Source organism: Pseudomonas lopnurensis, assembly GCF_015070855.1.
Classification (GTDB): domain Bacteria; phylum Pseudomonadota; class Gammaproteobacteria; order Pseudomonadales; family Pseudomonadaceae; genus Stutzerimonas; species Stutzerimonas lopnurensis.
The window spans coordinates 42123-68850 of sequence record NZ_JADDIX010000031.1 but is presented as its reverse complement, the minus strand read 5'-3'; the positions used below and the strand labels follow the sequence as shown (position 1 = coordinate 68850).

Annotated in this window: 14 protein-coding genes and 2 pseudogenes; 8 read left to right on the top strand and 8 right to left on the bottom strand. The window is 68.5% G+C overall.

The window, feature by feature from the left end:
* The first annotated feature begins 459 nt into the window (after window positions 1–459).
* Window positions 460–1689 carry a nucleoside recognition domain-containing protein gene (locus IN820_RS06610; RefSeq protein ID WP_193680212.1) on the top strand — a complete coding sequence of 410 codons (1230 nt, stop codon included), beginning with the start codon at window positions 460–462 and terminating at the stop codon, window positions 1687–1689.
* 89 nt (window positions 1690–1778) lie between these two features.
* Here IN820_RS06610 and IN820_RS06605 read toward each other — a convergent pair whose 3' ends face one another.
* The 5 genes from IN820_RS06605 to IN820_RS06585 all read right to left on the bottom strand — a co-directional run bounded on the left by IN820_RS06605 (window position 1779) and on the right by IN820_RS06585 (window position 7390).
* Window positions 1779–2816, bottom strand: a complete 1038-nt coding sequence (locus tag IN820_RS06605; protein ID WP_193680211.1) for an AbrB family transcriptional regulator — start codon at window positions 2814–2816, stop codon at window positions 1779–1781.
* A 191-nt stretch (window positions 2817–3007) separates the two neighbouring features.
* Entirely contained in the window at window positions 3008–4522 is a 1515-nt protein-coding gene (locus IN820_RS06600; protein ID WP_193680210.1) for a tripartite tricarboxylate transporter permease, read from the bottom strand.
* 3 nt (window positions 4523–4525) lie between these two features.
* Window positions 4526–4981 (bottom strand): tripartite tricarboxylate transporter TctB family protein, encoded by a 456-nt coding sequence (locus IN820_RS06595; protein ID WP_193680209.1) that lies wholly within the window; start codon window positions 4979–4981, stop codon window positions 4526–4528.
* Window positions 4982–5114: 133 nt separating this feature from the next.
* A complete protein-coding gene (locus tag IN820_RS06590) occupies window positions 5115–6095 on the bottom strand; it encodes a tripartite tricarboxylate transporter substrate binding protein (RefSeq protein WP_193680208.1) in 981 nt (326 codons plus the stop codon).
* A gap of 29 nt (window positions 6096–6124) precedes the next feature.
* Window positions 6125–7390: an OprD family porin gene (locus IN820_RS06585; protein WP_193680207.1), complete on the bottom strand. Its 1266-nt coding sequence runs from the start codon at window positions 7388–7390 to the stop codon at window positions 6125–6127.
* Window positions 7391–7549: 159 nt separating this feature from the next.
* Between IN820_RS06585 and IN820_RS06580 the strand changes: the two genes are divergently transcribed.
* Window positions 7550–8221 carry a response regulator gene (locus IN820_RS06580; RefSeq protein ID WP_193680206.1) on the top strand — a complete coding sequence of 224 codons (672 nt, stop codon included), beginning with the start codon at window positions 7550–7552 and terminating at the stop codon, window positions 8219–8221.
* Window positions 8214–9611, top strand: coding sequence for a sensor histidine kinase (locus IN820_RS06575; RefSeq protein WP_193680205.1), 1398 nt, complete (start codon window positions 8214–8216; stop codon window positions 9609–9611). The genes IN820_RS06580 and IN820_RS06575 overlap by 8 nt, the downstream gene beginning before the upstream one ends.
* On the opposite strand, the pseudogene IN820_RS22935 reads toward IN820_RS06575, so the two are convergent.
* Window positions 9612–10133, bottom strand: a pseudogene (locus tag IN820_RS22935) (methyl-accepting chemotaxis protein); the annotation flags it as partial.
* A gap of 372 nt (window positions 10134–10505) precedes the next feature.
* A pseudogene (locus IN820_RS22930) lies at window positions 10506–11198 on the bottom strand (PAS domain-containing protein); the annotation flags it as partial.
* Window positions 11199–11970: 772 nt separating this feature from the next.
* On the opposite strand from IN820_RS22930, the gene IN820_RS06565 reads away from it, so the two are divergent.
* Window positions 11971–12936 carry a TAXI family TRAP transporter solute-binding subunit gene (locus IN820_RS06565; RefSeq protein WP_193680203.1) on the top strand — a complete coding sequence of 322 codons (966 nt, stop codon included), beginning with the start codon at window positions 11971–11973 and terminating at the stop codon, window positions 12934–12936.
* A 120-nt stretch (window positions 12937–13056) separates the two neighbouring features.
* Entirely contained in the window at window positions 13057–15609 is a 2553-nt protein-coding gene (locus IN820_RS06560) for a TRAP transporter permease (RefSeq protein ID WP_193680202.1), read from the top strand.
* Window positions 15610–15773: 164 nt separating this feature from the next.
* Here IN820_RS06560 and IN820_RS06555 read toward each other — a convergent pair whose 3' ends face one another.
* Complete coding sequence (locus IN820_RS06555; protein ID WP_193680201.1) at window positions 15774–17453, bottom strand: Na/Pi cotransporter family protein; 1680 nt, start codon at window positions 17451–17453, stop codon at window positions 15774–15776.
* A gap of 274 nt (window positions 17454–17727) precedes the next feature.
* Here IN820_RS06555 and recC point away from each other — a divergent pair, with 274 nt between their 5' ends.
* The 3 genes from recC to recD all read left to right on the top strand — a co-directional run bounded on the left by recC (window position 17728) and on the right by recD (window position 26677).
* On the top strand, window positions 17728–21024 hold the full coding sequence (recC, locus tag IN820_RS06550) for an exodeoxyribonuclease V subunit gamma (protein WP_193680200.1): 3297 nt from the start codon (window positions 17728–17730) through the stop codon (window positions 21022–21024).
* Window positions 21021–24566, top strand: coding sequence for an exodeoxyribonuclease V subunit beta (recB, locus tag IN820_RS06545; RefSeq protein ID WP_193680199.1), 3546 nt, complete (start codon window positions 21021–21023; stop codon window positions 24564–24566). The genes recC and recB overlap by 4 nt, the downstream gene beginning before the upstream one ends.
* A gap of 278 nt (window positions 24567–24844) precedes the next feature.
* Window positions 24845–26677, top strand: a complete 1833-nt coding sequence (gene recD, locus IN820_RS06540; RefSeq protein ID WP_193680198.1) for an exodeoxyribonuclease V subunit alpha — start codon at window positions 24845–24847, stop codon at window positions 26675–26677.
* Window positions 26678–26728: the final 51 nt, after the last annotated feature.

The following is a 26728-nucleotide window of genomic DNA, read 5'->3' as shown; positions in this document are numbered from 1 at the left end:
AGGAGCTTCAGGGGCATGGGATGCCAGATTTCAGGATCGTGTTCGCGCCTTGCCGAAGATGATCCCGAGTCGCGCAGCGTTCTCAGGATCGCCTGCGCGCTCAGCTTCCCCGCAACGGGGTGAACCAGGGGGTCGGGTTGCTTTGCCTGGCGAAGCGACCTAGGGGTACAGGGAGTGCCTCCAACAGTGGGCCGGGTTCGGCAGTACTGCTGCCGGAGGTGGACATCGTTGCCATCTCCGGCGAGCAGCATCGATCGCGCGCCGATCGGGCGCAGCCGAGGCCCTGTGCTGTACCGTGTCCGTTGAGCTTGGATCCTGCGCTTCGACATCGCCTGGCTGGCGACCGGTTCCGGACCCCGGTGGCCCCCCTCTCCCATCCTATTCATCCAACTGGCTGCGCGGGTGACCGGCATGCGCCCGCACCGCTATCATCGCGGCCAGCTTTGATGGGAGAACGACATGCTCAACGGCCTCTGGCTGGGCTTTTTTCTGGTGGCTGCGGTGGCCGCGCTGGGGCGCTGGCTGATCGGCGGCGACCCCGCAGTGTTCGCCGCGCTGGTGGAAAGCCTGTTCGCCATGGCCAGGCTGGCCGTGGAAGTGATGATCGTGCTGTTCGGTACGCTGACGCTGTGGCTGGGCTTTCTGCGCATCGCCGAAAAGGCGGGGCTGATCGAATGGTTGGCGCGCCTGCTCGGCCCGCTGTTCCGCCGCCTGATGCCGGAGGTGCCGGCGGGCCACCCGGCGCTGGGGCTGATCACGCTCAACTTCGCCGCCAATGGCCTTGGCCTGGACAATGCCGCCACCCCCATCGGCCTGAAGGCCATGCGCGCCTTGCAGGAACTCAACCCGCTACCGACGGTGGCGAGCAACGCGCAGATTCTCTTTCTGGTGCTCAACACCTCCTCGCTGACGCTGCTGCCGGTGTCGATCTTCATGTACCGCGTGCAGCAGGGCGCCGATGACCCGACGCTGGTATTCCTGCCGATCCTGCTGGCCACCAGCGCCTCGTCGCTGGCCGGATTGCTGGCGGTCGCGCTGGTGCAGCGCCTGCGCCTGTGGGACCCGGTGGTGCTGGCCTATTTCGTGCCCGGCGCTCTGCTGCTGGGTGGCTTCATGGCATTGCTGGCCGGGCTGTCGGCCACGGCGCTGGCCTCGCTGTCGTCACTGCTGGGAAACCTGACCCTGTTCGGCCTGATCATCGCGTTCCTGCTCGTCGGCGCCTTGCGCAAGGTGGCGGTGTACGAGGCCTTCGTCGAAGGCGCGAAGGAAGGCTTCGACGTGGCGAAAAACCTGCTGCCCTATCTGATCGCCATGCTGGTGGCGGTCGGCGCGCTGCGCGCTTCCGGGGCGCTGGAGTTCGGCCTCGACGGTATCCGCTGGCTGGTCGAGGCGCTGGGCTGGGACACCCGCTTCGTCGATGCCCTGCCCACTGCGCTGGTCAAGCCGTTCTCCGGCAGCGCGGCGCGGGCGATGCTGATCGAGACCATGCAGAACCACGGCGTCGACAGCTTCCCGGCGCTGGTCGCGGCGACGGTGCAGGGCAGTACCGAGACGACCTTCTACGTATTGGCGGTGTATTTCGGCGCGGTCGGTATCCAGCGTGCACGGCATGCGGTGGGCTGCGCGTTGCTGGCGGACCTGGCCGGTATCGTGGCGGCGATCGGGGTGTGCTACTGGTTCTTTGGGTGAAGGGCGGGTTGGTTGCTGGTTATCAGCGCACTCGGTAATCGGTTTAGCACCGAATCGAACAGCACCCTCAAATCCCGCCGCGCAGCGACTCAAGGCACGGTCCGCTGCCAGAGCCGGAACAGCGGCTCGGCGAGAAACATCACCAGGAACAGCCTCAGCACCTGCAATGCGGTGACCAGCGCCACCGACAGCTGCAGCGCTTCGGCCGTCAGGCACAGCTCGGTGATGCCGCCGGGCATCATCCCCAGCATCAGCGAGGTTTCGTCCAGCGTCGCCAGCCAGCCCAGCGCTTCGGCCAGGCCGGCGGCGGCGAGCATCGCCAGCAGGGTGAAGGCCAGGATGCGCAGCAGGAACGCCGGGGCGCTGCGAAAGAACGCCCGGTCGAAATGGCAGGCCAGCGAGCAACCGATCAGCCACTGGCCGAGCGCGCCGGCCCAGCCGGGCAGGCCCAGGTGCAGGTCGAAGGCGACGCTGCCCACCGCGCAGGCGGTCAGCGGGCCGAGCATCCAGGGATTGGGCTGGCGCAGGCGTTGCCAGAGCAGTGCCAGCAGGCCGCCAGCGGCCAGCAACGCCAGCAGCCACGGCCAGCTCACCGGTGCCGCCGGTGGTGGCGGCATCGGCGGCAGGCGCCAGGTGAACAGCGCCGGCACGATCAGCACCACCAGCAGCAACCGCAGGCTGTGCGCCGCGGCGACCCGCGCCGGCTCGGCGTCGTGCCGGCTGGCCAGGTTGACCATCTCGCTGGCGCCACCGGGCATGCTGGCGAAGAACGCCGTGGCGCGGTCACTGCCGCTACGCAGCAGGATGACGATGCCGATCCCACCGAGCAGCAGGGTGATCAGCGCACCGGCGAGGATGACGCCGAAGTGGCTGAGCACCTCGACCATCACCTCGCCGGTGAAATGCAGGCCGATGGCGCTGGCGACGATCCACTGCCCGACCTGGCGGCCGCGCGGTACTTCGGTCACCAGCCAGCCGCTGCAGCGCACCGCGATCACCGCCAGCAGCGAGCCGATCATCCAGGGTAGCGGCCAGTCGGCCAGGCCAGCCAGCCAGCCGCCGGCGGCGCCGACCAGCGGGGTCGGCCACCAGCTCGGCAGGCGGCGTGCGGTAGGGGCTGCGGTCACTGCTTTTCCTTAGGCTATGTCTGCGTTAGGTGTTGGGGTTGCAAGGCCCAGAGGGTGTTGGGCTTCAGTCCACCAGTGGCTGTCAGCGTGGACTAAAGCCCACCCTACCAGGCCGCGTTAGGTGCCGGGGGTGGCGTAGGGTGGGCTTCAGCCCACCAGCGGCGGTAGAACCCACCCTACAAGGCCGTTCTTCAGACGCTCACCGGTTGCGCCAGCCGCTGGCGGCGGGCCCGCCAGGCGCGCCAGATCGGCAGGGCGATCATCGCTGCGATCAGCGTCCAGACGCCCCAGGTGATCGGGCTGGCGAAGAGGATGCCCAGCTCGCCGTTGGAGATCGACAGCGCGCGACGCAGGTTCTGCTCCATCAGCCCGCCGAGGATGAAGCCGAGCAGGATAGCCGAGAGCGGGAAGTCCATCTTGCGCAGGATGTAGCCGACGATGCCGATGGCGATCATCAGGAACAGGTCGAAGGTGGTGGCGTGCACCGCGTAGACGCCGATCGAGGTGATGATGGCGATGGCCGGCACCAGCGCCCAGTAGGGCACGGCGAGGATCTTGGTGAAGATCTTGATCATCGGCACGTTCATCAGGATCAGCATCAGGTTGGCGACGAACAGCGAGGCGATCAGGCCCCAGACGATCTCCGGCTGGTTCTGGAACAGCAGCGGGCCGGGGGTGATGTTGTACAGCGTCAGCGCGCCGAGCATCACCGCGGTGGTGCCCGAGCCGGGCACGCCGAGCGTCAGCATCGGCACCATGGAGCCGCAGGCCGAGGCGCTGTTGGCGGTTTCCGGGGCGGCCAGGCCGCGCAGGTCGCCATCGCCGAATTTGTTGTCCTTGTGCGCCAGGCGCTTCTCGCTCATGTAGGCCACCGCGCTGGCCAGCGTGGCACCCGCGCCGGGAAGGATGCCGAGGACGAAGCCGACCGCGCCGCTGCGCAGGTTGGTGGCCAGTACCGAGGCGCCTTCCTTGAGGCTGAACAGCATGCGGCCCTTGGCTTCGATGGCCTTCTGGCCGTGATGGGTACGCTCGAGCAGTACCAGGATTTCACTGACGGAGAACAACCCGAGCACCAGCACCACGAACTGGATGCCGTCGGCCAGGCCGAGGCTGCCGAAGGTGAAGCGGTAGACGCCGCTGTTCGAGTCGATGCCGACGCAGGAGAGGAACAGGCCGATGCAGGCGGCGATGGCGGTCTTCATCGGTTTGTTCCCCGCCATGCCGGCCAGGCAGACGATGGCGAACACCATCAGCACGAAATATTCCGCCGGGCCGAAGGCCACCGCCCATTTCGCCAGCAGCGGGGCGAAGATCACCACGCCGCACGTGGCCATCAGGCCGCCGACGAAGGAGCTCCAGGCAGAAATGGACAGGGCGATGCCGCCCTTGCCCTGACGCGCCAGCGGGTAACCGTCGAGGGTGGTCATCACCGCCGAGGCTTCGCCGGGGATGTTCAGCAGGATCGAAGAGATCCGTCCGCCGTATTCGCAGCCCAGGTATACCGCGGCGAGCAGGATCAGCGCGCTCTCCGGCGGCAGGCCGAGGGCGAAGGCGATGGGGATCAGCAGCGCCACGCCATTGATCGGGCCCAGGCCCGGCAGCAGGCCGACGACGGTGCCGATCAGGGTGCCGCACAGGGCGGTGAACAGGTTGTAGGGGCTCAGGGCGACGCCGAAGCCCTGGCCCAGGTAGCTCAAGGTTTCCATGGTTCAGTTCTCCAGGGCGGACAGGATGCCCAGCGGCAGGGGTACGTCGAGGGCTTTGTCGAACAGCAGGTACAGGCCGACGGCCAGCATCAGGCCGGAGGCCGCGCTTGCCAGCCAGGTGCCTCCGTACAGGCGCGCCATGGCAACGCCGAAGAGGATGCTGGCCGCAATGAAGCCCAAGCGTTCGAACAGCGCGGCATAGACCATCAATATCACCACGCAGCCGATCACCTTGCGCAGTACGTGGCGGTCCATGGGCGGCTCATCCGCATGCGCGGTGGCGCTGGCCGGTTTGGCGAGCAGGTAGATCGCACCCAGGCCCATCAATACCAGCAGCAGCAGCGGGTAGGCGCGCGGTCCCACCGGTTCGTAGGAAAAGGGCGCGTGATAGCCCCAGGCGACGATGCCCAGGCCCGCGCAAGCAAGCAGTAGCACCAGACCGAATAGGCGTTGATACATGGAGAGTTCCTCGTGGTGTGTGGCTTTCCCGGGGCAGCGCCCTTCCGGGAGCCAGGTGCTCCAGGCGGTAGTCGTTGCGGATCTCGGCCGATGGGTTGCCAGCGCTTCCCTGCGCTGGCTCACGTGGGCCGGTTTACTGGATCAGGCCGAACTCCTGCGCCAGCTGCTTGTACCGGGTGACCTGCTGTTTCACGTAGGCATCCAGTTCGTCGCCGGTCATGGCGAAGGGATACAGCTCTCTCTGCTCACGCAGCTTGGCGAAGTCGTCCGAGGCGAGCAGCTGGTCGAAGGCGTTCTTCCACCAGGCATAGGCGTCGTCGCTGACCTTGGGGCCGACGTAGAAGCCGCGGATCACCGGCCAGATGACGTCGTAGCCCTGCTCCTTGGCGGTCGGGATGCTGGCCACCGTTTCGCCGGGCAGGCGCTCCTCGGAGAACACCGCGAGGATGCGCATGTCGCCGCTCTCGATGTGTGGCACCGAGTCGGCGATGTCGCTACTGGCCACCTGGATGTGCCCGCCGAGCAGCGCGGTGGCCAGCTCGCCGCCGCCCTCCATGGCCACGTAGCGCAGCGTGCGCGGGTCGATGCCGGCGGCGCGGGCGATCAGCGCGGTCTGCATCCAGTCCTGGCTGCCCACCGTGCCGCCGGAACCGATCACCACCTTGCCCGGGTCGGCCTTGATCGCGGCGACCAGGTCGTCGAGGTTCTGGTAGGGCGAATCGGCGCGTACGGCGATGGCGCCGTAACTGGTGCCGATGCCGGCCAGCCATTTCACCGCGCTTTCGTCGAAGCGGCCGAACTTGCCCTGGGCCAGGTTGAGCAGCGAGCCGCTGGAGAAGGCGGTGATGGTGCCGGCCTCGGACGGACGCTGGGCGACCACCGCGTTGTAGGCCACCGCACCGACGCCGCCGGGCATGTAGGTGACGCGCATCGGCGCCTTGAGCAGCTTGCTCTGCACCAGCGCGCTCTGCGCCAGTTTGCAGGTCAGGTCGAAACCGCCGCCCGGGGCGGCGGGGGCGATGCATTCCGGTCGACGCGGTTCATCGGCGGCGGCGGCAGGGCCGGCCAGCGGCAGGCAGGCGGCCAGGGCGGCAAGGAGGATGATGGGTTTCATGGAGCGCTCTCCTGTGGCGTTCGTTCGGGTTACCAGATTGGCAGGCTGTAGCTGACGATCAGGCGGTTTTCGTCGGCATCGCGGGCGAAATCGGAGCGGAACATGGCATTGCGCATGCGCAGCGCGACGTTCTTCAGCGGGCCGCTTTGCACCACGTACTTGAGTTCGAGGTCGCGTTCCCACTCGCTGCCACGCGCGTCGCTGCCGGCGATGCGCGCGTCATCGCCGGAGATGTAGCGGGTCAGGAAGGTCAGGCCGGGAATGCCGATGGCGGCGAAGTTGTAGTCGTAGCGGACCTGCCAGGAGCGCTCGTCGGCGTTGGCGAAGTCGTTGATCTGCACGAAGTTGACCAGGAACGGGTCGCTGCCGTCGAGGTAGGCGTAGCCGGTATCGCCGCTCATCCGCTGGTAGGCGACGCTGACCTTGTGGCCACCGAGGCGGTAGCCGAGCATGCCGTTCCAGGCCTGATTGTCGATCCGTCCGGCGTTGGCCGCACCGCTGTCGTCGCTGACCATCAGCCGCAGGTCGGCGCTCAGCGCCGAATGCTCGCCCAGCGGCCTGACCGCCAGCAGGCCGAAGAAGTGCTGGCGGTAGACATCGTCCAGCTCGGCGAAGTAGTAGCGGCCGGAGAGGTTCTCGGCGAATGCGTAGTCGGCTCCGGCGAAGCTCAGGTGGTCGGCCTCGGCGGCGCTGGCGAAGCGGTTGTTCTTGTTGTTCAACTGCAGGTCCTGGCCGCCGGTCGAGGCGCGGTCGATGACCTGGTCCAGGCGGCCGCCGGTCAGGGTCAGGCCTTCGACGTCCTGCGAGACGAGGGATGCGCCCTCGAACACCTGCGGCAGGGTACGGCTGTCGCTGGCCATGGCCACCGGCATTTCCGGAATGTGCGTGCCATAGCGCAATTCGGTCTCGGCGAATCTGGCCTTGGCGGTCAGTCCCAGGCGGCTGAAGTCGTCGGGGGTGCCACCGTCGTCGTGCACCGGCAGCAGGTCGGTGCCGCTGCGGCCGCGCCCGGAATCCAGCTTGATGCCGAGCATGCCCAGCGCATCGAGGCCGAAGCCGACGCTGCCGTCGGTGAAGCCGGAGCGCACGTCGAGGATGAAGCCCTGCGTCCATTCCTCGCGCTTGGACTGGCCGGCGTCTTCACGGAAATCGCGATTGAAGTAGATGTTGCGGGCCTGCAACGTGGCGCTGCTGTCTTCGATGAAGGCGGCCTGGGCCAGCGGCGTCAGCGAGGCGGTGGTAACGGCGAGAGCGAGACGGGCCGGTAGGCCCGAGAATCTGACGGCAGTCAGCATGGGGGTATCTCCGCTATTGTTTTTGTTGTGACGGCAACATTGCCGTGGGTGGATCGAGCCACCTGTGGGCGATCCTAGGCGCCCAAGCTTTCGCCAAGCTTTCAGGAATGAAAGCTGGCAGCCGGTACACTTGCGCTCCGTTCGTAGAGAGGACAGGCAATGCGGATTCTTCTGGTCGAGGACCATCCCCAGCTGGCCGCCAGCGTGGCCCAGGCGCTGCGCGCCGCCGGCTGGACGCTCGATCTGCTGGAGGACGGGGTGGCCGCCGACCTGGCGCTGGCCACCGAGGACTATGCCCTGGCGATCCTGGATGTCGGCCTGCCGCGGTTGGATGGCTTCCAGGTGCTGGCGCGGCTGCGCGCGCGCGGCAAGACCCTGCCGGTGCTGATGCTCACCGCCCGCGGCGAGGTCAGCGATCGTGTCCACGGCCTGAATCTCGGGGCCGATGACTATCTGGCCAAGCCCTTCGAACTCTCCGAACTGGAGGCGCGGGTCAAGGCGCTGCTGCGGCGCAGCGTCGGTGGCGGCGAGCGCCAGCAGCGCTGCGGCGTGCTGGCCCATGACCTGGACGCCCGGCGTTTCACCCTGGCCGGCGAAACGCTGGCGCTGACCTCGCGCGAACAGGGCGTGCTCGAGGCGCTGATCGCCCGCCCCGGACGGGTGATGAGCAAGGACCAGCTCGCGGCGCAGCTCTTCGGCCTGGACGAGGACGCCAGCGCCGATGCCATCGAGATCTACATCCACCGCCTGCGCAAGAAACTCGAGGGCCAGCCGGTGCGCATCGTCACCTTCCGTGGCCTGGGCTACCTGCTCGAGGCCACCGATGGCTGAGGTCGGCAGCCTGCGCGGACGGCTGCTGCGTCGTCTGGCGGTCCTGCTGGCGTTGCTGCTGTTGTTCAGCGGCTGGAGCGCCTACTGGAATGGCCGCGCCGTCGCCGATACCGCCTACGACCGCACCCTGCTGGCGTCCGCCCGGGCCATCGCCGAGGGGCTGGTCAGCGCCGATGGCCAACTGCGCGCCAATGTGCCCTACGTAGCGCTGGATACCTTCGCCTATGACAGCGCCGGGCGTATCTATTACCAGGTGGACGATCACCAGGGGCGGCTGATCTCCGGCTACGAGAACCTGCCGGCACCGCCGCCCGGCACCCCGCGCACGGACGACTACCCGGCCCTGGCGCGCTTCTACGATGGCGTCTACCGGGGCCAGGGCGTGCGTGTCGTCAGCCTGCTGCAACCGCTCAGCGATCCCCGCCTCAACGGCACCGCGGAAATCCGCGTGGCCGAGACCCAGGGTGCCCGCGAGCGCATGGCGCGCAGCCTGCTGACCGATACGCTCTGGCGCATGGGGTTGCTGGCGCTGGCGGCCCTGCTGCTGGTGTGGCTGGCGGTGAGCGCCGCGCTGCGGCCGCTGGGCAGGCTCAGCGAGGCGGTGGAGGCGCGTGCACCGGACGACCTGCGTCCGCTGCCGTTGCCGCTGAGCAATGTGCAGCGCGAGCTGCGTCCGCTGGTGGCGGCGCTCAACCATTTCACCCAGCGCCTGCGCGGGCAGTTCGAGCGCCAGGCGCGCTTCATCGCCGATGCCTCCCATGAATTGCGCACACCCCTGGCGGCGCTCAAGGCGCGCATCGAGCTGGGGCTGCGTGAGCCCGATCCGGCGGCCTGGCGCAGCACCCTGGAGGAGGCCGGACAGACCACCGACCGGGTCATCCACCTGGCCAACCAGTTGCTTTCGCTGGCGCGCATCGAAAGTGGCGCGCAGGCGGTGGCCGAGGGCGGTGCCCAGCGCCTCGACCTGTCGCAGCTGGCCCGCGAGCTCGGCCTGGCGATGGCCGCGCTGGCGCACGAGCGCGGGGTGGCGCTGGCGCTGGAAGCGGAACAGCCGGTGTGGATCAAGGGTGAACCGACGCTGCTCAGCGAACTGCTGAGCAACCTGGTCGACAACGCCCTGGCGCATACGCCGGTGGGCGGTAACGTGGTGCTGCGGGTGTGCGCCCCGGGTGTGCTGGAAGTCGAGGACGACGGGCCGGGGATTCCCGCGGACGAACGCGACAAGGTGTTCGCGCGTTTCTACCGCCGTGACAGCCGCGGCCAGGGTGCGGGGCTCGGGCTGGCGATCGTCGGCGAGATCAGTCGTGCCCACCGGGCCACCATCGGGCTGGAAGCAGGACAGCTGGGCGGCCTGCTGGTGCGGGTGCGCTTTGCGCCGAGCGCTGCCTAGTCAGGCGCGCCGACGCCCCCAGAACTGCTGCGCCAGTTCCTGCATGTCGTCGGCCAGGCGGGCTACGTCCGAGGCGCCTTCCTGGCTGCGCAATCCGGTCGCCACATGATGGTCGGAGCTGCCGCGGATGCTGACGATGCTCTGGTTGATCTCCTCGCTGACGGTGCTCTGTTGTTCCACTGCAGCGGCGATCTGGCTGCTCATCTCGCTGATTTCGTTGACCCGGCTGTTGATGTCATGCAGGGAATGCTCGGCATCGCCGGCATGGCCGACGCTGTTCTGCGCCTGTTCGCGGCTGCGCTGCATCACCTGTACCGCATTCTGTGCGCCGGCCTGCAACGTGGCGATCATTTTCTTGATGTCGGCGGTGGCGGACGATGTGCGTAATGCCAGCCCGCGGACTTCATCGGCGACCACCGCGAAGCCGCGGCCCTGCTCGCCAGCGCGCGCCGCCTCGATGGCGGCATTGAGTGCCAGCAGGTTGGTTTGCTCGGCGATGCCGTGGATGACCTCGAGCACACGGCTGATTTCCTGGCTATGGCTTTCCAACTGATGGATGACCTCGGCGGCCTGCTGGATATCGTCCGCCAGGCGCGTGATGCTGCTGCCGGTGAGGCTGACGATCTGCCGGCCGCTGGCCGTCTCGCCATCGGCACGCGACGCCGCCTCGGCGGTGCGCTGCGCATTCAGGGCGACCTCCTGGACACTGGCGGTCATCTGGTTGATCGCGGTGGCGACCAGGTCGGTTTCCTGCTGCTGGCGCGAGGCGCTTTGCGTGCTGCTCTGCATCGCAGCGAGCAGCTCGCAGGCGTGGCCGCTCAGCTGACGGCTGGAGTCGGCGATGCGCCCGACCATGGCACCGGCTTCGGCTTCCAGCAGCTTCATGGCGAAGGCGATTTCACCGATTTCGTCGCGGCGGCCGGTATAGAGCCATTGGCTGACCGGGTTATGGCCGATCTGGCGTGCCTGCAGCGCCAGCCGCTGCAGCGGCGCGAGCGCCACGCCGCTCAGTACCGCAGCGCCGAGACCACCGAGCAGCATGCCCGGTAAGGCCGCGAGCAAGGGCACCCCGCCCAGCACGGCGCCGGCCGCACCGCCCAACGCCACGCCGAGACCGGCCAGCAGGCCGACCCGTGCGCGCACGCCCAGGCGGATCCTGCGCAGCGCCGCTGGTTTGCGCTTCTCGCGCAGCCGGGCGTAGAGCGCCTCGGCGGCGCGGATCTGCGCCGGTTGCGCCCGGGTGCGCACCGATTGATATTCCACCACCTTGCCGTTGCGGCTGACCGGGGTAGCGAAGGCGCTGACCCAGTAGTGGTCGCCGTTCTTGCAGCGGTTCTTCACCAGCCCCATCCATGAATGCCCGGCGCGCAGGCACTGCCACATCTCCGCGAAGGCCTGCGACGGCATATCCGGATGGCGCACGATGTTGTGTTGCTGGCCCAGCAATTCCGCTTCGCTGAAGCCGCTGAGTTCGATGAAATCCTGATTGGCGTAGGTGATTTCGCCGCTCAGGTTGGTGGTCGAGAGGATGTTGGCATGGTCACTGACGCTGATTTCGCGACCAGTGACGGGCAGGTTCGCTCGCATGTGATGCTATCTCCCATGGGTAAGGGGGGCCGTTAACGCGAGGCAAATGTCGGTGCTGTATTCATCGGCCCGGCAACGGGCTCGGCAGCACTCTTGTGTTGGGCGCGATGAACGCTTGCCCTCTTATCTGTGAGCTATTTCATCGACTGTTGCGCTGCTGCTGTCGGCACTGCGGTGCTATCCAGCTATGCGAGCAGGCCACAGGCAGCGGCGAAGCTGTCCGAGGTCCCGCGACGTCGAATGAATGGCGGGTGCGCTCGTGTAGCTGAACGGTTGCTCCGCAGTCGGGTGTTTCTTCGGTCTGCATCGGGGTTTCGCTGCGGCGCAGTACGCTATGCAAGTTTCATGACGGTCCCATGTCATCCTGTCGGCGCCTGACCGACAACGAAAAAGACGCCCGCGGTGGGGTATATCCGGCAGGATGCCACGGCGGGCGCCCTGGCTTTCAGGCCCCTTGCGTCCTGAGCGGTAAAAGCAGCTTTTCGCAAGCGTGCGAATGATGGCAGTTTGCCTTTATGGGGTGAAGAGAACAAGTCCGTCGATGGGCGGGAAAACGACATTACAACGCTGGCAGTCCGGTCCTGCACGGAATGCTGCGTCCATCCTGGTGCGCTTCCCGTATTGCCCATCCAACGCAAGCGCGTTGTTTCGGGGACGGGGCGGACAATCGGGCATGGCGCTGTCCATTGCCCGCAACGCTGCTAGACTCCTCCCACCGCGCAGACTCACAAGGGATGCCGGACATTCGAAAACAACCAGAAGGAGTGCATCCATGAAAGGCAAATCCTTGGCATGGATCTTTACCGCTGCTTTGGCGGGAACCGGCCTGAGCGGCGTGGCACAGGCGCAAGAGAAGTTCGTCACCATCGGCACCGGCGGTCAGACCGGGGTCTACTACGTGGCGGGGCAATCGATCTGCCGCTTCGTCAACCGCAACGCCGAGAACCTCAAGTGCAACGCGCCGGCCAGTGGCGGCGGCGTGGCCAACGTCAACGGCCTGCGCAGTGGCGAGTTCAACTTCGGCATCATGCAGTCGGACCATCAGTTCAAGGCGATGGAAGGTGTCGCCCCCTTCGAGAAGGAAGGGAAGATGGACGACATCCGCGCGGTCTTCTCGCTGCAGAGCGAAGTCTTTACCGTGCTCGCGCGTCGCAGCGCCAACATCAAGGGGCTGGACGACCTCAAGGGCAAGCGCGTCAACATCGGCAACCCCGGTTCCGGCCAGCGCGACACCCTCGAAGAGATCATGAAGGAAAAGGGCTGGGACAAGTCGGTGTTCTCCCTCGCCGCCGAGCTGAAGCCGGCCGAGCAGGCCAGCGCGCTGGGCGACAACAACATCGATGCCATGACCTACTTCGTCGGCCACCCCAACGGCGCGATCCAGGAAGCCACCACCACCGTCGACGCGGTGCTGGTGCCGATCACCGGCCCGGAAATCGACAAGCTGCTGGCAGAGAAGAGCTACTACACCAAGGCCGAGATCCCCGGCGGCCTGTACAAGGGCAACGACCAGCCGACCCAGTCCATCGGTGGCAAGGCCGTGCTGTCGACCACCAGCAAGGTCGACGCCGAAGTCGTCTACCAGCTGGTCAAGTCGGTGTTCGAGAACATCGAGCGCTTCCAGCGTCTGCACCCGGCGTTCAAGGACCTCAAGCCGGAAGAGATGATCGAAGTCGGCCTGAGCGCGCCGCTGCATGAGGGCGCCGAGCGGTACTACAAGGAACGCGGCTGGCTGTAAGGCACGGGACGCCGTCCTGACGGATGGCGTCCCCCGTCGATGCCTTGGCCTGAAAAACCCGTGCGCCGAATGGCCACGGGTTTTTCTGGTTTCCGTTACTGCATAAACAGGCCTCAATTCATGCAAGACAAACACCTTTCCACCGAGGAACTGATCGCCCAGGATGTCGGTGCGCGCCTGCCGGCGGGGCCGATGGCCGCGGTCATCGCCGGGCTGGCGCTGCTCTGGTCGCTGTTCCAGCTGTGGATCGCCTCGCCGCTGCCGTTCGTCCTCGGCTTCGGCGTGTTGAACGACACCGAGACCCGCTCGATCCACCTGGCCTTCTCGTTGCTGCTGGCATTCCTCGCCTACCCGGCCCTCAAGCGTTCGCCGCGCGACCGGGTACCGTTGCTGGATATCGCCCTGGGGTTGGTCGCCGCCGCCAGTGCCGCCTATCTGTTCATCGCCTACGAGCAACTGGCGCAGCGCCCCGGCAACCTGACCAGCATGGATCTGCTCACCGCCTGCATCGGCATTCCGTTGCTGCTGGAGGCCACCCGCCGCGCGCTCGGCCCGCCGCTGGCGATCATCGCGCTGGTGTTTCTGGTCTACAGCGTCGCCGGCCCCTGGATGCCCGGCCTGCTGGCCCATCGCGGGGTGAGTTTCACCGCGCTGGCCAATCATCAATGGATCACCACCGAAGGCGTGTTCGGCATCGCCCTCGGCGTTTCCACCAGCTTCGTCTTCCTCTTCGTGCTGTTCGGCGCGCTGCTCGAACGCGCCGGCGCCGGGCATTACTTCATCCAGCTGGCCTTCAGCATGCTCGGGCATTTCCGCGGTGGTCCGGCCAAGGCCGCGGTGGTGGCGTCCGGCATGACCGGCCTGATCTCCGGCTCGTCGATCGCCAACGTGGTCACCACCGGCACCTTCACCATTCCGATGATGAAGCGCACCGGCTTCTCGGCGGAAAAGGCCGGCGCGGTGGAAGTGGCCTCCTCGGTCAACGGCCAGATCATGCCGCCGGTGATGGGCGCGGCGGCCTTCCTGATGGTCGAATACGTCGGCATCCCCTATGTCGAGGTGATCAAGCATGCCTTCCTGCCGGCGCTGATCTCGTACATCGCGCTGATCTACATCGTCCATCTGGAGTCGCTCAAGCTCGGCCTGCAGGCGCTGCCGCGGGCCAGCGTGGCCAAGCCGTGGATGCAGCGGCTGATCGGCTTCGCCTTCGGCGCGGCGTTGATTTCCGGGTTGTCGCTGGGGGTCTACTACGGTCTCGGCTGGCTCAAGCCGGCGCTCGGCGATGCCGCGCTGTGGGTCATCGGCGGTCTGCTGGCGCTGGTCTACCTGGGGTTGCTGAAGGTGGCGGCGAGCAACCCGCCGCTGCCCCATGAAGACCCGAACATGCCGCTGGAAAAATTGCCGCAGACGCGCCCGGTGCTGCTGTCCGGCCTGCATTTCCTGTTGCCGGTGGTGGTGCTGGTGTGGTGCCTGATGATCGAGCGGCTGTCGCCCGGCCTGTCGGCGTTCTGGGGGTCGGTGATGCTGGTGATCATCCTGCTCACCCAGCGCCCGCTGCTGTCCTGGCTGCGCCGTGACGGCAACCACCGCGACGGCACCTTCGTCGATGGCGTGATCGACCTGCGCGAAGGCCTGATCGCCGGTGCGCGCAACATGATCGGCATCGGTATCGCCACCGCGGCCGCCGGCATCATCGTCGGCGCGGTGTCGCAGACCGGCGTCGGCCTGGTGCTGGCCGATCTGGTCGAGCTGCTGTCGATGGGCAACCTGCTGCTGATGCTGCTGCTCACCGCGTTCCTCAGCCTGATCCTCGGCATGGGCCTGCCGACCACCGCCAACTACATCGTGGTGTCCAGCCTGCTGGCGCCGGTGATCGTGGCGCTGGGGCAGCAGAACGGGTTGATCGTGCCGCTGATCGCGGTGCACCTGTTCGTCTTCTACTTCGGCATCATGGCCGACGTCACGCCCCCGGTGGGCCTGGCCTCGTTCGCCGCGGCGGCGGTGTCCAAGGGCGATCCGATCAGGACCGGCATCACCGCCTTCTACTACAGCCTGCGCACCGCGGCGCTGCCGTTCCTGTTCATCTTCAACACCGACCTGCTGCTGATCGGCGTGGATTTCTGGCACGGCGTGCTGATCTTCCTGGTGGCCACGCTGGCGATGCTGATCTTCGCCGCCGGCACCCAGGGCTATTTCCTGGTGCGCAGCCGCTGGTACGAGAGCCTGCTGCTGTTGCTGGTGGCCTTCACCCTGTTCCGCCCGGGGTTCTGGATGGACATGCTCCACGACCCCTACCAGGACATCCCCCCGGCGCAATTGGTCGAGGCCCTGGGCGGGGTGGACGAGGACAGCCAGCTGCGCCTGCGCGTACGCGGCGAGGACGCGGTGGGCGATCCGCGCGAATTCGTCCTGCTGCTGGCGATCCCGGATGGCGCCTCCGGCGAGGAGAAGCTGGAGAAGATCGGCCTGATGACCTACGAGCAGGACGGCAAGCTGCTGGTCGACAGCGTCACCTTCGGCAGCCCGGCGGCCGAGGCGGGGCTGGAATTCGACCAGGAGATCCTCTCGGTGCGCGCGCCGACCGATCGCTGGGTGAAGGAAATCATGTGGATTCCCGGCTTGCTGCTGTTCGGCCTGATCGTCTGGATGCAGCGGCGGCGCAAGCAACGCTGATCGCGCCCTCCAACCCCGGCCGTGCTCGCGCATCGCCGGGGTTTTTTCTCTGCCCTGGAGGGGCGGGCCGCACGAATCGGCCCTCGTAGGAGCGGGCCATGCCCGCGAAGGGCAGCCATGCGAGTGCATCGCCCGCGTTCGCAGGCATGGCCCGCTCCTACGCCCTAGGCAGGCTTGCCGGGCAGATGCTGCTCTACCGGCAGCCTGTCGCGGCCCGCCTCGGCGGCGTGGCCCTTGCCACCCTGGCTCTCCAGTGCCGCATAGGCCGCGCTGCAGAACAGCGAGTTGAGCCGCTTCATATCGGCGATCAGCTCCAGATGAGCGGCGCTGGTCTCGATGCTTTCCACCACCTGCCGGTGCAGGCGATGCACATGCGAATGGGCCAGCTCGCGCTCCAGCTTGCGGAACTGGCGCTTGTGCTGCAGCAGCTGCCGCGCGCTGTGCGAGTCGCCGGAGAGAAACACCGACAGCCCCAGGCGCAGGTTGGTGCTGAGCAGGGCGTGCAACTGGCCGAGCTCCTCCAGGCCGCTGTCGGAGAAGGAGCGGCGTTTGGAGGTCTTGAGGTTCTGCACCTTGCTGACCATGTGCTCGATGATGTCGCCGGCCTGTTCGAGGTTGATCGCCAGTTCGATGATCTCCGCCCAGCGCCGGCCTTCCTGTTCGGCCAGGTCCTCGCGCGGCATCTGCGCCAGGTAGAGCTTCACGCCGCTATAGAGCGCATCGACGTCGTCATCCAGGCGGCGGATCTCTTCGCCGGGCTCCGGGCGATCCTCGCGCAGCGCTTCGAGCAGGCGCGCCAGCATGAGCTCCACCAGGTCGCCGATGCGCAAGGTCTCGCGTACCGCATTGGCCAGCGCCAGGCTCGGCATGTCCAGGGCGGCAGGGTCCAGATGGCGTGGCTGGGCGACGCCGTTGTCCTGCACCCGCTCGGGCAGCAGGCGCTCGCAGAGCCGTCCCATCGGATTGACGGTGGGCAGCAGGATCAGGCAGCGCAGGCTGTTGTAGGCCAGGTGAAAGGCGATCACCTGCGTTTGCGCGCTGTAGCCGAGGGTATCCATCCAGGCCACCAGTGGCCCGAGGAATGGCAGCACCGTGAGCCCCGCCAGCTTGTAGAGCAGGCTGCCCAGCGCCACCCGGCGCGCCGAAGCCGGCTGCAGGCTGGCATTCAGCCAGGCGAGGATGCCGCTGCCGATACTGGCGCCGATCACCAGCCCGAGCGCCACCGGCAGGCTGATCAGGCCGGCGCCGGCCAGCGTCGAGGTCAGCAATACCGCCGCCAGGCTGGAATAGGAAAGCAGGGCGAACAGCGCACCGACCACCACTGCCAGCAGGGTGTCGCCGGCCAGCGAGGAAAACAGCGCCTGCATGCCGCGCGCTTCGGTGATCGGCTCGGCGGCATGCACGATCAACTGCAGCGCGAGGATGATCAGCCCCAGGCCGATCAGCACCCGGCCGAGCTGGCCGGCGCGGGTCTGTTTGCGCGAGAGGAACAGGCTCACCCCGACCAGCGTCAGCAGCGGCGACAGCCAGGACAGGTCCAGCGTCAGCACCCGTGCCATCAGGGCGGTGCCGACATCCGCGCCGAGCATGATCGCCAGCGCGGTAGGCAGTGCCATCAGGCCCTGGGCGACGAAGGAAATCGTCAGCAGCGCCGTGGCATTACTGCTCTGCACCAGCGCGGTAACGCCGATCCCGGCGCTGAAGGCCAGCGGCGCGTTGGCCATGCTGTGGCCGAGCAAGCGCCGCAGGTGCGAGCCATACACCCGCATGATCCCGGTACGCACGATATGCGTACCCCAGACCAGCAGGGCGATGGAGGAAAGCAGGTGCAGCAACGTCAGCATGTCGGACAATTCTCCAGCAGTCCGGCGAGCGGCAACGACAAAGGCTGCGCCGAAACCGGCACAGGAACGCTCGCGGGATATCCGGTTGACCCCACGGGGCAGGGGCCGTTCACGAATTTGTCATCGTACGAAGCGCGACTGGTCCTGTCGCACGGGCATGGCAGACTGGCAATCGCGCCATAGCGTTATCCACAACGGCCATCCAGCCTCCAGCCTCTCGCTCCTGCGGCAGGTGGCCTGTAACCTATCGAATCCTATTCTCAGCGGTGCACCCATGCTCAGCCTCTACCATGCTCCCGACCTGGAAACCCTGGGCGAACTGGCCACCACGCTGCTCGCCCAGCCGCTCGCCGAGCCCTTCGCCCCGGCGTTGGTGGTGGTGCCGAGCCAGGGCATGGGCCGCTGGTTGATCCTGGAGCTGGCGCGCAAGCAGGGCATCGCCATGCAGCTGGAAATCCAGCTGCCGGCCCGGTTCGTCTGGGACCTCAGCCGCGCGGTGCTCGGCAGCCTGCCGGAGCAATCGGCATTCGCGCCGGCCACTCTGACCTGGCGCCTCTACGGCTGGCTGTGCGAGCCGGCCAACCTGGCGCTGGCGCCGCGCCTGGCGCAATACCTGGGCGGCGGCGACGAGCGCCGGCGCCTGAGCCTGGCGGCGAAAATCGCCGACACCTTCGACCAGTACCTGCTCTATCGCGACGACTGGCTGGCCGCCTGGGAGCGTGGTGAAACCCTCGACCTCGGCCCCGACGAAAGCTGGCAGGCGCTGCTCTGGGGCGAGCTGACCAAGGATGGCCACCCGCACCGGGCGCGCCTGCTAGACGACCTGCTGCAGCGGCTCTACCGCGACGAAGCGCTGAGCGGACTGCCCGAGCGGCTGCTGGTGTTCGGCATCAGCAGCCTGCCGCCGCACCACCTGCGCGTGCTCGATGGCCTGGCGCGGCATATCGACGTGGTGGTCTGCGCGCTCAACCCGAGCCGCGAGGCCTGGGGCGAGATTCGCGATATCCGCGAGCTGGCGAAGCAGCCGCCTTCAGCCGGGCGGTTGGGGAGCGCAGCAGCGCCCCAGCCGTCCGGGGTCGACGATTGGTACCTCGACGTCGGCCATCCGCTGCTCGCCAGCCTCGGCAAGCAGGGCCGCGATTTCTTCGATGCGCTGTTCAGCCTCGACGGCCAGGAGATCGGGCTCTATTCCGAGGATGACGACCTGCGCGACGACAGCCTGCTGCATGCCCTGCAGCACGACATCCTGCGCCTGCGCACCCGCCTGCCGGACGAGCGCATGACGCTGGCGGATGACGACCGCTCACTGGAAGTGCACATCGCCCATTCGCCGCTGCGCGAGGTGGAAATCCTCCACGACCAACTGCTCGCCCGCTTCGCCGCCGATCCGGCGCTGAGCCCGGACCAGGTGGTGGTGCTCACGCCTGATATCGAGCGTTACGCGCCCTTTATCGAAGCGGTGTTCGCCGTTCGCGAAGGGGTGCCACGGGTGCCCTACAGCCTGGCCGACCGCAGCCTGCGTGCCGAGGTGCCGCTGATCGAGGCATTCCTGCAATTGCTGCTTATCTCGCAGAGCCGCTTCGCCGCCGAAGAGATTCTCGCCTGGCTGGAGCAGCCGGCCATCGCCCGCCGCGCCGGGATCGAGAGCGAGGATCTGCCGCTGCTGCGCGACTGGCTGCGCGAGGCGGGGGTGCGCTGGGGGCGCGACGGCCGCCAGCGTGCCGCGCTCGGTCTTCCCGACGAGGCCGCGTTCACCTGGCGTCAGGGCCTGGATCGCCTGCTGCTGGGTTTCGCCGCGCCGCCGCAACTGGCCGGCGATGCCGCGCCGCTGCTCGGCGAGCACTGGCCGCTGGATGCCCTGGAAGGCGCACGCGGACAACTGCTCGGGCGGCTGGTGGAATTCGTCGAGCGCCTCGGCCAGCTCGCCGACCAACTGGCGCGGCCGCGCCCGCTGGCGCAATGGGCCGACGACCTGCAACTGCTGATCGACAGCCTGTTCGACGAGCGCGAGGCGGGCGACACCCTGCTGCTGCTGTCCCAGGCCTGTGCCGCGCTGCGTGAACAGGCGCGGGCGGCGGACCTCGAACGGCCGATCGAAGTGGAACTGCTGCACCAGCAGCTCAGCGCCGCGCTGCAGCAGGGCGGCGGCGCCTCGGGCTTTCTCACCGGCGCGGTGACCTTCTGCACCATGGTGCCGATGCGCAGCCTGCCGTTCCGCCTGGTCTGCCTGCTCGGCCTCGACGACGGCGCCTTCCCGCGCCGCAACCCGCCGGCCGGCTTCGACCTGATCGCCCGCCATCCGCGCCGCGGCGACCGCGCGCGGCGGCTGGACGACCGCTACCTGCTGCTGGAAACCCTGCTCTCGGCGCGCGAGGCGCTGTATCTGTCCTACGTCGGCCGCGATCCGCGCGACAACGCCGTACTGCCGCCGTCGGTGCTGCTCAGCGAGGTGCTGGAAGCGGTCGACCTCACCGCTACGCCGCTGACCGACGGGCGCAAGGCAAGCCAGCGGATCGTCGTGGCGCATCCGCTGCAACCCTTCGCGCCCGGCAACTTCGCCGGGGTTCCCCGCGTCGGCTTCTCCGCTCCCTGGTTCCGCGCCGCCCAGCGCCTGGCGGCGCCACCGGAGCAGGCTCCGCAGCCGTTCGCCAGCCTGCTCGCCGAGCCGGACGAGGCCTGGCTGACCGTCGAGCCGTCGCAACTGCTGCAGTGCTTCCGTCATCCGCCGCGTTTCCTGCTGGAGCAGCGCCTCGGCCTGCGCCTGGCCGACGCCCAGGAGGCGCTGGCCAGCGACGAGCCGTTCGAGCTGGAAATGCCGGCCTGGAACGGCCTGCGGCGTCTCTCGCTGCAGGCGCTGGAACACGGCTGGAGCGACGAGGACGAACGGCGCATGGCCTGCGCCGCCGGCTGGCTGCCGCCGGGCGAGCTGGGACAGGCGCTGTGGGGCAAGCTGCGCGGGCCGGTGCGCGCCTTCGCCCCGCGGCTGTTCGAGCTGCGCCCCGAGGCGGCGCCCGAGCCGCTGCCCATCGACATCACCCTGGCCGGGGTACGCGTCCACGGCTGGCTCGACGGCGTGACCCCGAGCGGGCTGTTCGGCTGGAAACTGGGCCGCCTCGGCGAATGGGACCTGGCGCCGTTCTGGCTGCGCCATCTGCTGCTCAATCTGTCCGCCCCGCCAGGCATCGAGCGCAACAGCCTGCTGCTGTCGCCGACCGGCGACTGGCAACTGGGAGCGCTCGGCAATGCCGCCGAGCTGCTCGAACCCTGGCTGGCCGCCTACCGCAGCGCCATCCGTGAACCGCTGCCGCTGCTGCCGCGCAGCAGCCACGCCTTCGCCCGTGGCTATCGCAACCCGGCCCGCGGCGAACCCATCGAAACCGCCCGCAAGCGCGCCCGCGAAGCCTGGCTCGGCGCCGAGTTCAGCCCCATCGCCGGCGAATGCGAAGATCCCTGGAACGCCCTGGCCTTCCGCGATCGCGATCCGCTGGACGAGCGCTTCGAGGCGCTCGCCGAACGGCTGATCGGCCCGGCCCTGGATGCCCTGGCCCCGGACGAGGAGCAAGACGCATGAGTCTCGACCTGCTCGATTCGCCCTTCGACGGCCGTTCGCTGATCGAGGCCAGCGCCGGCACCGGCAAGACCTGGACGCTCACCGCGCTGTATGCCCGCCTGCTGCTGGAGCGCCAGCTGTCGGTGGGGCAGATCCTGGTGGTCACCTACACCACCGCCGCCACCGCCGAACTGCGCGAGCGTATCCGTGCGCGCCTGGCCGACCTGCTGGCGGTCTACGAGGGCACGCCCAGCGCGGACGGCTTCCTCAACCAACTGCACGCCCGCTACCCCGACGAGGCTTCGCGGCGGCGCCTGCTGCTGGCGGTGCACGGTTTCGACGAGGCGGCCATCTTCACCATCCACGGCTTCTGCCAGCGCGCCCTGCAGGACGCCGCGTTCGAGGCCGGCGGCGATTTCGACAGCGAGCTGACCGCCGACGACCGCGAGATCATCGACGCGCTGCTCGCCGATGCCTGGCGTAGCGAGCTGGCCGCCGCCGATCCGGCCTGGGCGCGCTTCCTCGCCAAAAGCCGGATCACCCCGCTGTCGCTGCGCCAGCGGCTGCGCAGCCATCTGGGCAAGCCCTACCTGCGCGTCGAGCCGCGCGCGCTGCCGGCGCCGGCCGACCTGTCCGCCGTCGAGGCGGCCTGGCGGCGCGCCGCGTTGCTCTGGCAGCAGGCCGGTCGCGCCTGGGTCGTCGAGCTGGCCGCGCATGGCGGGCTCAGCCAGAGCACGCACAAAACGCCGAAGTTCGCCCTCTGGCACGGCGAGCTGGAGGCCTACTTCGCCGATCCGGCGGCCATGTTCGATGCGCCGGATGGCCTGCTCAAGTTCGGTGCGCGGGCCCTGGCCAAGGCCTGCAAGAAAGGCTTCGAGCCACCGCTGTGCGAGCTGGCCGAGGCGCTGGACGCGCTCGCTGACCAACTGGCCGAGGCCATGCCGGCCGGCAAGCAGCGCCTGGTCGCCCTGCAGGTGGCGCTGCTCGAACGGCTCGATCGCGAGCTGCCCGAGCGCAAGGCGGCGCAACGGCTGCTGGCCTTCGACGACCTGCTCAACCGCGTGAACGAGGCGCTGCAGGGCCCGGTAGGCGAGGACCTGGCGGCATCGCTGCGCGTCACCTACCCGCTGGCCCTGATCGACGAGTTCCAGGATACCGACCCGATCCAGTACGCCATCTTCGACCGTATCTACACCCGCGGCAGCGAGGCTTCGCTGTGCTTCGTCGGCGATCCCAAGCAGGCGATCTACGCCTTCCGTGGCGCGGATCTGGCGACCTACCTCAGCGCTCGGCAGCAGGCCGACCGGCCCTATAACCTGCCGACCAACTACCGCTCGACGCCCGAGTTGATCGAGGCGCTGAACCGCCTGTTCAATCACCCGCAGCCGTTCGCCCAGAGCGACCTGCGATACCCGCCGGTGGGGGCCGCCGAAAAGCCGCGCGCCCGCCTGCGCCTGGTGGAGGAAGAGGACGCCGCGCCGCTGTCGCTGGTCTGGCTCGGCGACGACCCGCTGGGCAAGGCCGAGGCCGCGCAGCTGGCCGCTTGCGACACGGCTCGGCGCATCGCCCTGCAACTGGCCGCGGCCGCCGAGGGTCACGCCGGCTTCGACAAGGACGGCAGTTTCACTCCGCTCAAGGGCGGCGATATCGCCGTGCTGGTGGCCAACCATCGCCAGGCGGCGATGGTCGCCGAGCAACTGGCCGCGCGTGGCGTGCCCAGCGTACGCCGCGGGCGCGACAGCGTCTGGCGCAGCGAGGAGGCCACGGAGCTCGCCGCGGTGCTTGCCGCCTATGCCGAACCGGGTCGCGAGGGTCTGCTGCGCTACGCCCTGGCCACGCGCCTGCTGGGCCGCAGCGCCGCCGACCTGGCGCGCTGCCAGGACGACCAGCAGCAGTGGGATGCCGAGCGCGAAGCCGCCGAGCGCTACCACCAGCTCTGGCAGCAACAGGGCTTCATGCGCGTGTTCCGCGCCTGGCTCGACGAGCAGGCGGTGGCCGAACGGCTGCTGGCGCGGGTGGATGGCGAGCGGCGGCTGACCAACCTGCTGCACCTGGGCGAACTGCTGCAGGCCGAAAGCCTGCTGCGCCCGGGGCTGGAACCGCTGCTGGCCTGGTTCAATGCCCAGCGCGGCAGTGAGAGCGGCGGCGAAGACGCGCTGCTGCGCCTGGAAAGCGATGCCGAGCGGGTGCAGATCGTCACCATCCATACCAGCAAGGGCCTGGAATACCCGCTGGTGTTCTGCCCCTTCCTCTGGGACGGCAAGCTCTTGGGCAAGAACCGCGACAGCGCCCGTTGCCATGACGAAGACGGCCAGCCGCTGCTGGACCTGGGCAGTGGCGAGCTGGAGGCAAATCTCGAACGTGCCCGTCAGGAGATATTCGCCGAGCAGCTGCGCCTGGCCTACGTCGCGCTGACCCGCGCCCGCGACCGGCTGTGGCTGCACTGGGGGCCGGTCAGCCTGTGCAAGCCGAAGAAGGACGGCAGCCTGGCGGACGAGGGCCTGCACAGCAGCGCCCTGGCCTGGCTGCTGCACGGCCGCGACCTGCCCGGCGAGGATGCCCTCGCCGAACTGGGGCCGCACCTGGCCGGGCTCGATGGCGCCAGCCTGCGCACGGCAATCGAACGCCTGGTGTCGAACAGCCGGGGCAGCATGGCCTGCCTGCCGCTGGAGGCGCGAGAGGCGAGCACCGAGGGCACCCAGCGTGCCGCCGCGCCGCAACGGCTCGCGCAACTCGAGCGCAGCCTGCACAGCGCCTGGCGGGTCGGCAGCTTCTCCGGCCTGGCCGCCGGCATGCACATGGAAGCGCCGGACCGCGACGCCCTGGCCATGCCCGATGCCGGCGAGCCGGGCAGCGGCTTCTTCGCCTTCCCGCGTGGCGCCCGCGCCGGTACCTGCCTGCACGCCATCCTCGAGGACTGGGCGCGCGGCAAGGGCGCGTTGGCCGAACTGGTCGAACCGGCGCTGAAAGCCCATGGCCTGCCGCTGGACTGGCAGGCCATCGCCAGCGAGCACCTGCAGCGGGTGCTGGATACCGATCTCGACGGCAGCGGCCTGAGCCTGGCCGTGCTGCAGCCGGCGCGACGCCTGCCGGAGCTGGGCTTCACCTTCCCGGTACGCCAGCTCGACGTCACCCGTCTGCGGGCGCTGCTGAGCGACCCGGCCAACGGCCTGGCCGCACCCTTGCGCGAAGCGGCGGCGCGGCTGGAATTCGACAGCCTCAAGGGTTTTCTCAAGGGCTTCATCGACCTGACCTTCGAGCACGATGGGCGCTGGTACATCGCCGACTACAAGTCCAACTGGCTCGGCCCGGACGCCGGCTACTACGGCGGCGAGCGCCTGCTGCAGGCGCTGGCTGCCGAGCACTACTACCTGCAATACCTGATCTACCTGGTGGCGTTGCGGCGCTTCCTGCGCCAGCGGCTGGCGGATTTTCGCGACGAGCAGCTGGGTGGGGCCTTCTACCTGTTCCTGCGCGGCATGCCCGAGGCCGGCGTGTATTTCGCCCGCCCGGACGATGCGCTGCTCGATGCGTTGGATCGGTTGTTCGAGGAGGGCCAGTGATGATGCCCGATCATCGTGTAGGGCGGGCTTCAGGGCGAAGAGTGGGCCGGGCGGCGCTCCGCTTCAGCCCACAGTCCGTAGGGTGGGCTTCAGCCCACCCGAGCCAGGCCCTCTGATGACGGAGGCGGATCATCCAGCCCTGGCGTGTGGTCGGCGCGGAGCGGCAAGCTCGCATGCGTCCCTCGTAGGGCGGGTGCAACCCGCCGCCATGGAGCGGACATCAAGCACGTCCGGCGGGTTGCAACCCGCCCTACGTACAGACGGAATCGGAGCAGCCCATGACCTTTGACCTGCCCTTCGGCGCCCTCGAGCGCGCCTTCATTGCCAGCCTGCAGCGCCTCGAACCGGAGACTGCGGATAACGTGCTGGTCGCCGCGGCGTTGTGCTGCGAGGCGCTGGGCAAGGGCGACGTCTGCCTGCCGCTGGCGCGCCTGGCCGGCAAGCGGCCGTGGCCGGAGCACGACTTCGCCCTGCCGTCCCTCGACGACTGGCGCGCGCAACTGGGCGCTTCGCCGCTGGTCGGCGCGCCTGATGAATACGCGCCGCTGACGCTGGTCGGCAATCGGCTCTACCTGTCCCGCTACCAGGCCTACGAGCAGCAACTGGCCGAGCAACTGCTGGCGCGTGCGGCGGATGTGCCGGAGGTGGACGAGGCACGGCTCGGCGAAAGCCTGGCGCGACTGTTCGCCTTCAACCGGCAGAGTCCGGACTGGCAGCGCCTGGCCGCGGCGCAGGCGGTGCGGCGCCGGCTGGCGGTGATCTCCGGCGGGCCCGGCACCGGCAAGACCACCACGGTGGTGCGGCTGCTGGCGGCGCTGCTGGAACAGCCCGGCGGCGAGCGCCTGGCCATCGGTCTCGCGGCGCCCACCGGCAAGGCGGCGGCACGCATGGCCGAAGCGATCCGCAATGCCAAGGCCGAGCTGCCGGTCAGCGACACGATCAAGGCCGCGCTGCCGGACGAGGCGCGTACCCTGCATCGCCTGCTCGGCAGCCGCGGCGACAGTCCACGGGTACGGCACGACGCGGCCAACCCGCTGCCGCTGGACGTGCTGGTGGTGGACGAGGCGTCGATGGTCGACCTGGCGCTGATGGCCAAGCTGGTCGCCGCGCTGCCGCCCAAGGCGCGCCTGATCCTGCTCGGCGACAAGGATCAGCTGGCCGCGGTGGAAGCGGGCGCGGTGTTCGCCGAACTCTGCGAAGGCCGCGGCTTCGATGCCCGGGCCGCGAGCGAGCTCGAACGTATCACCGGCCAGCCCGTATCCAGCGAAACGCCCCGTTCGCGCCTGGGTGATGCGGTGGTCCTGCTGACCCACAGCCATCGTTTTGCCGGCGACAGCGGCATCGGCGAGTTGGCGCGGCGCATCAATGCAGGTGATGCCAAGGGCACCGTGGCGCTGTTGCAGGAGCACCGCGCCGATCTCGCCTGGAACGCCACACCCGGCCCGGCGGCACTGATCGAACGTCTGGAGCAGGGCTACGCGCGGTATCTGCAGGCTGCCCGGCTAGCGGACCCGGCTGCTGCGTTCGATGCCTTCAACGGCTTTCGCGCCCTGACTGCCCAGCGCGAGGGCGCCTTTGGCGTGACCGGCATCAACGAGGCGCTGGAGGCGCGCTTCAAACGCCGCCTCGGCGTCCCGGCGCGCGAGCGCTGGTACCCCGGGCGCGCGGTGATGGTGCGGCAGAACGACTATGCCCTCGGCCTGTTCAATGGCGATATCGGCCTGTGCCTGCAGACCGGGCAGGGCCTGCGGGTGTTCTTCGAGGGCGACGACGGCTTTCGCGGCTTCGCCCCGGCGCGGCTGCCGAGCCACGACAGCGCCTTCGCCATGACCGTGCACAAGAGCCAGGGCTCGGAATTCGCCGAGGTGCTGCTGGCGCTGCCGGACCAGCCCAGTCCGCTGTTGACGCGTGCGCTGTTCTATACCGGTATCACTCGTGCCAAGCGCAAGGTGGAGATCTGGGCATTGCCGGAGCGCCTGAAGGAGGCCGTGGTCACTCGCGCCGAGCGCGCGGCGGGGTTGGCGGATCGGTTGGCATTGGGGGTGCTGAAGCGTCCTGTCGACGCGCCAGACGCAGGCTCCGAGCCGGTGGACCAGCTCAGTCTGTTTTAGGCGCTGTCCCAATTGCGTGTTGCTCGAATTGTCGAGGTGTTCTGAGCGTCC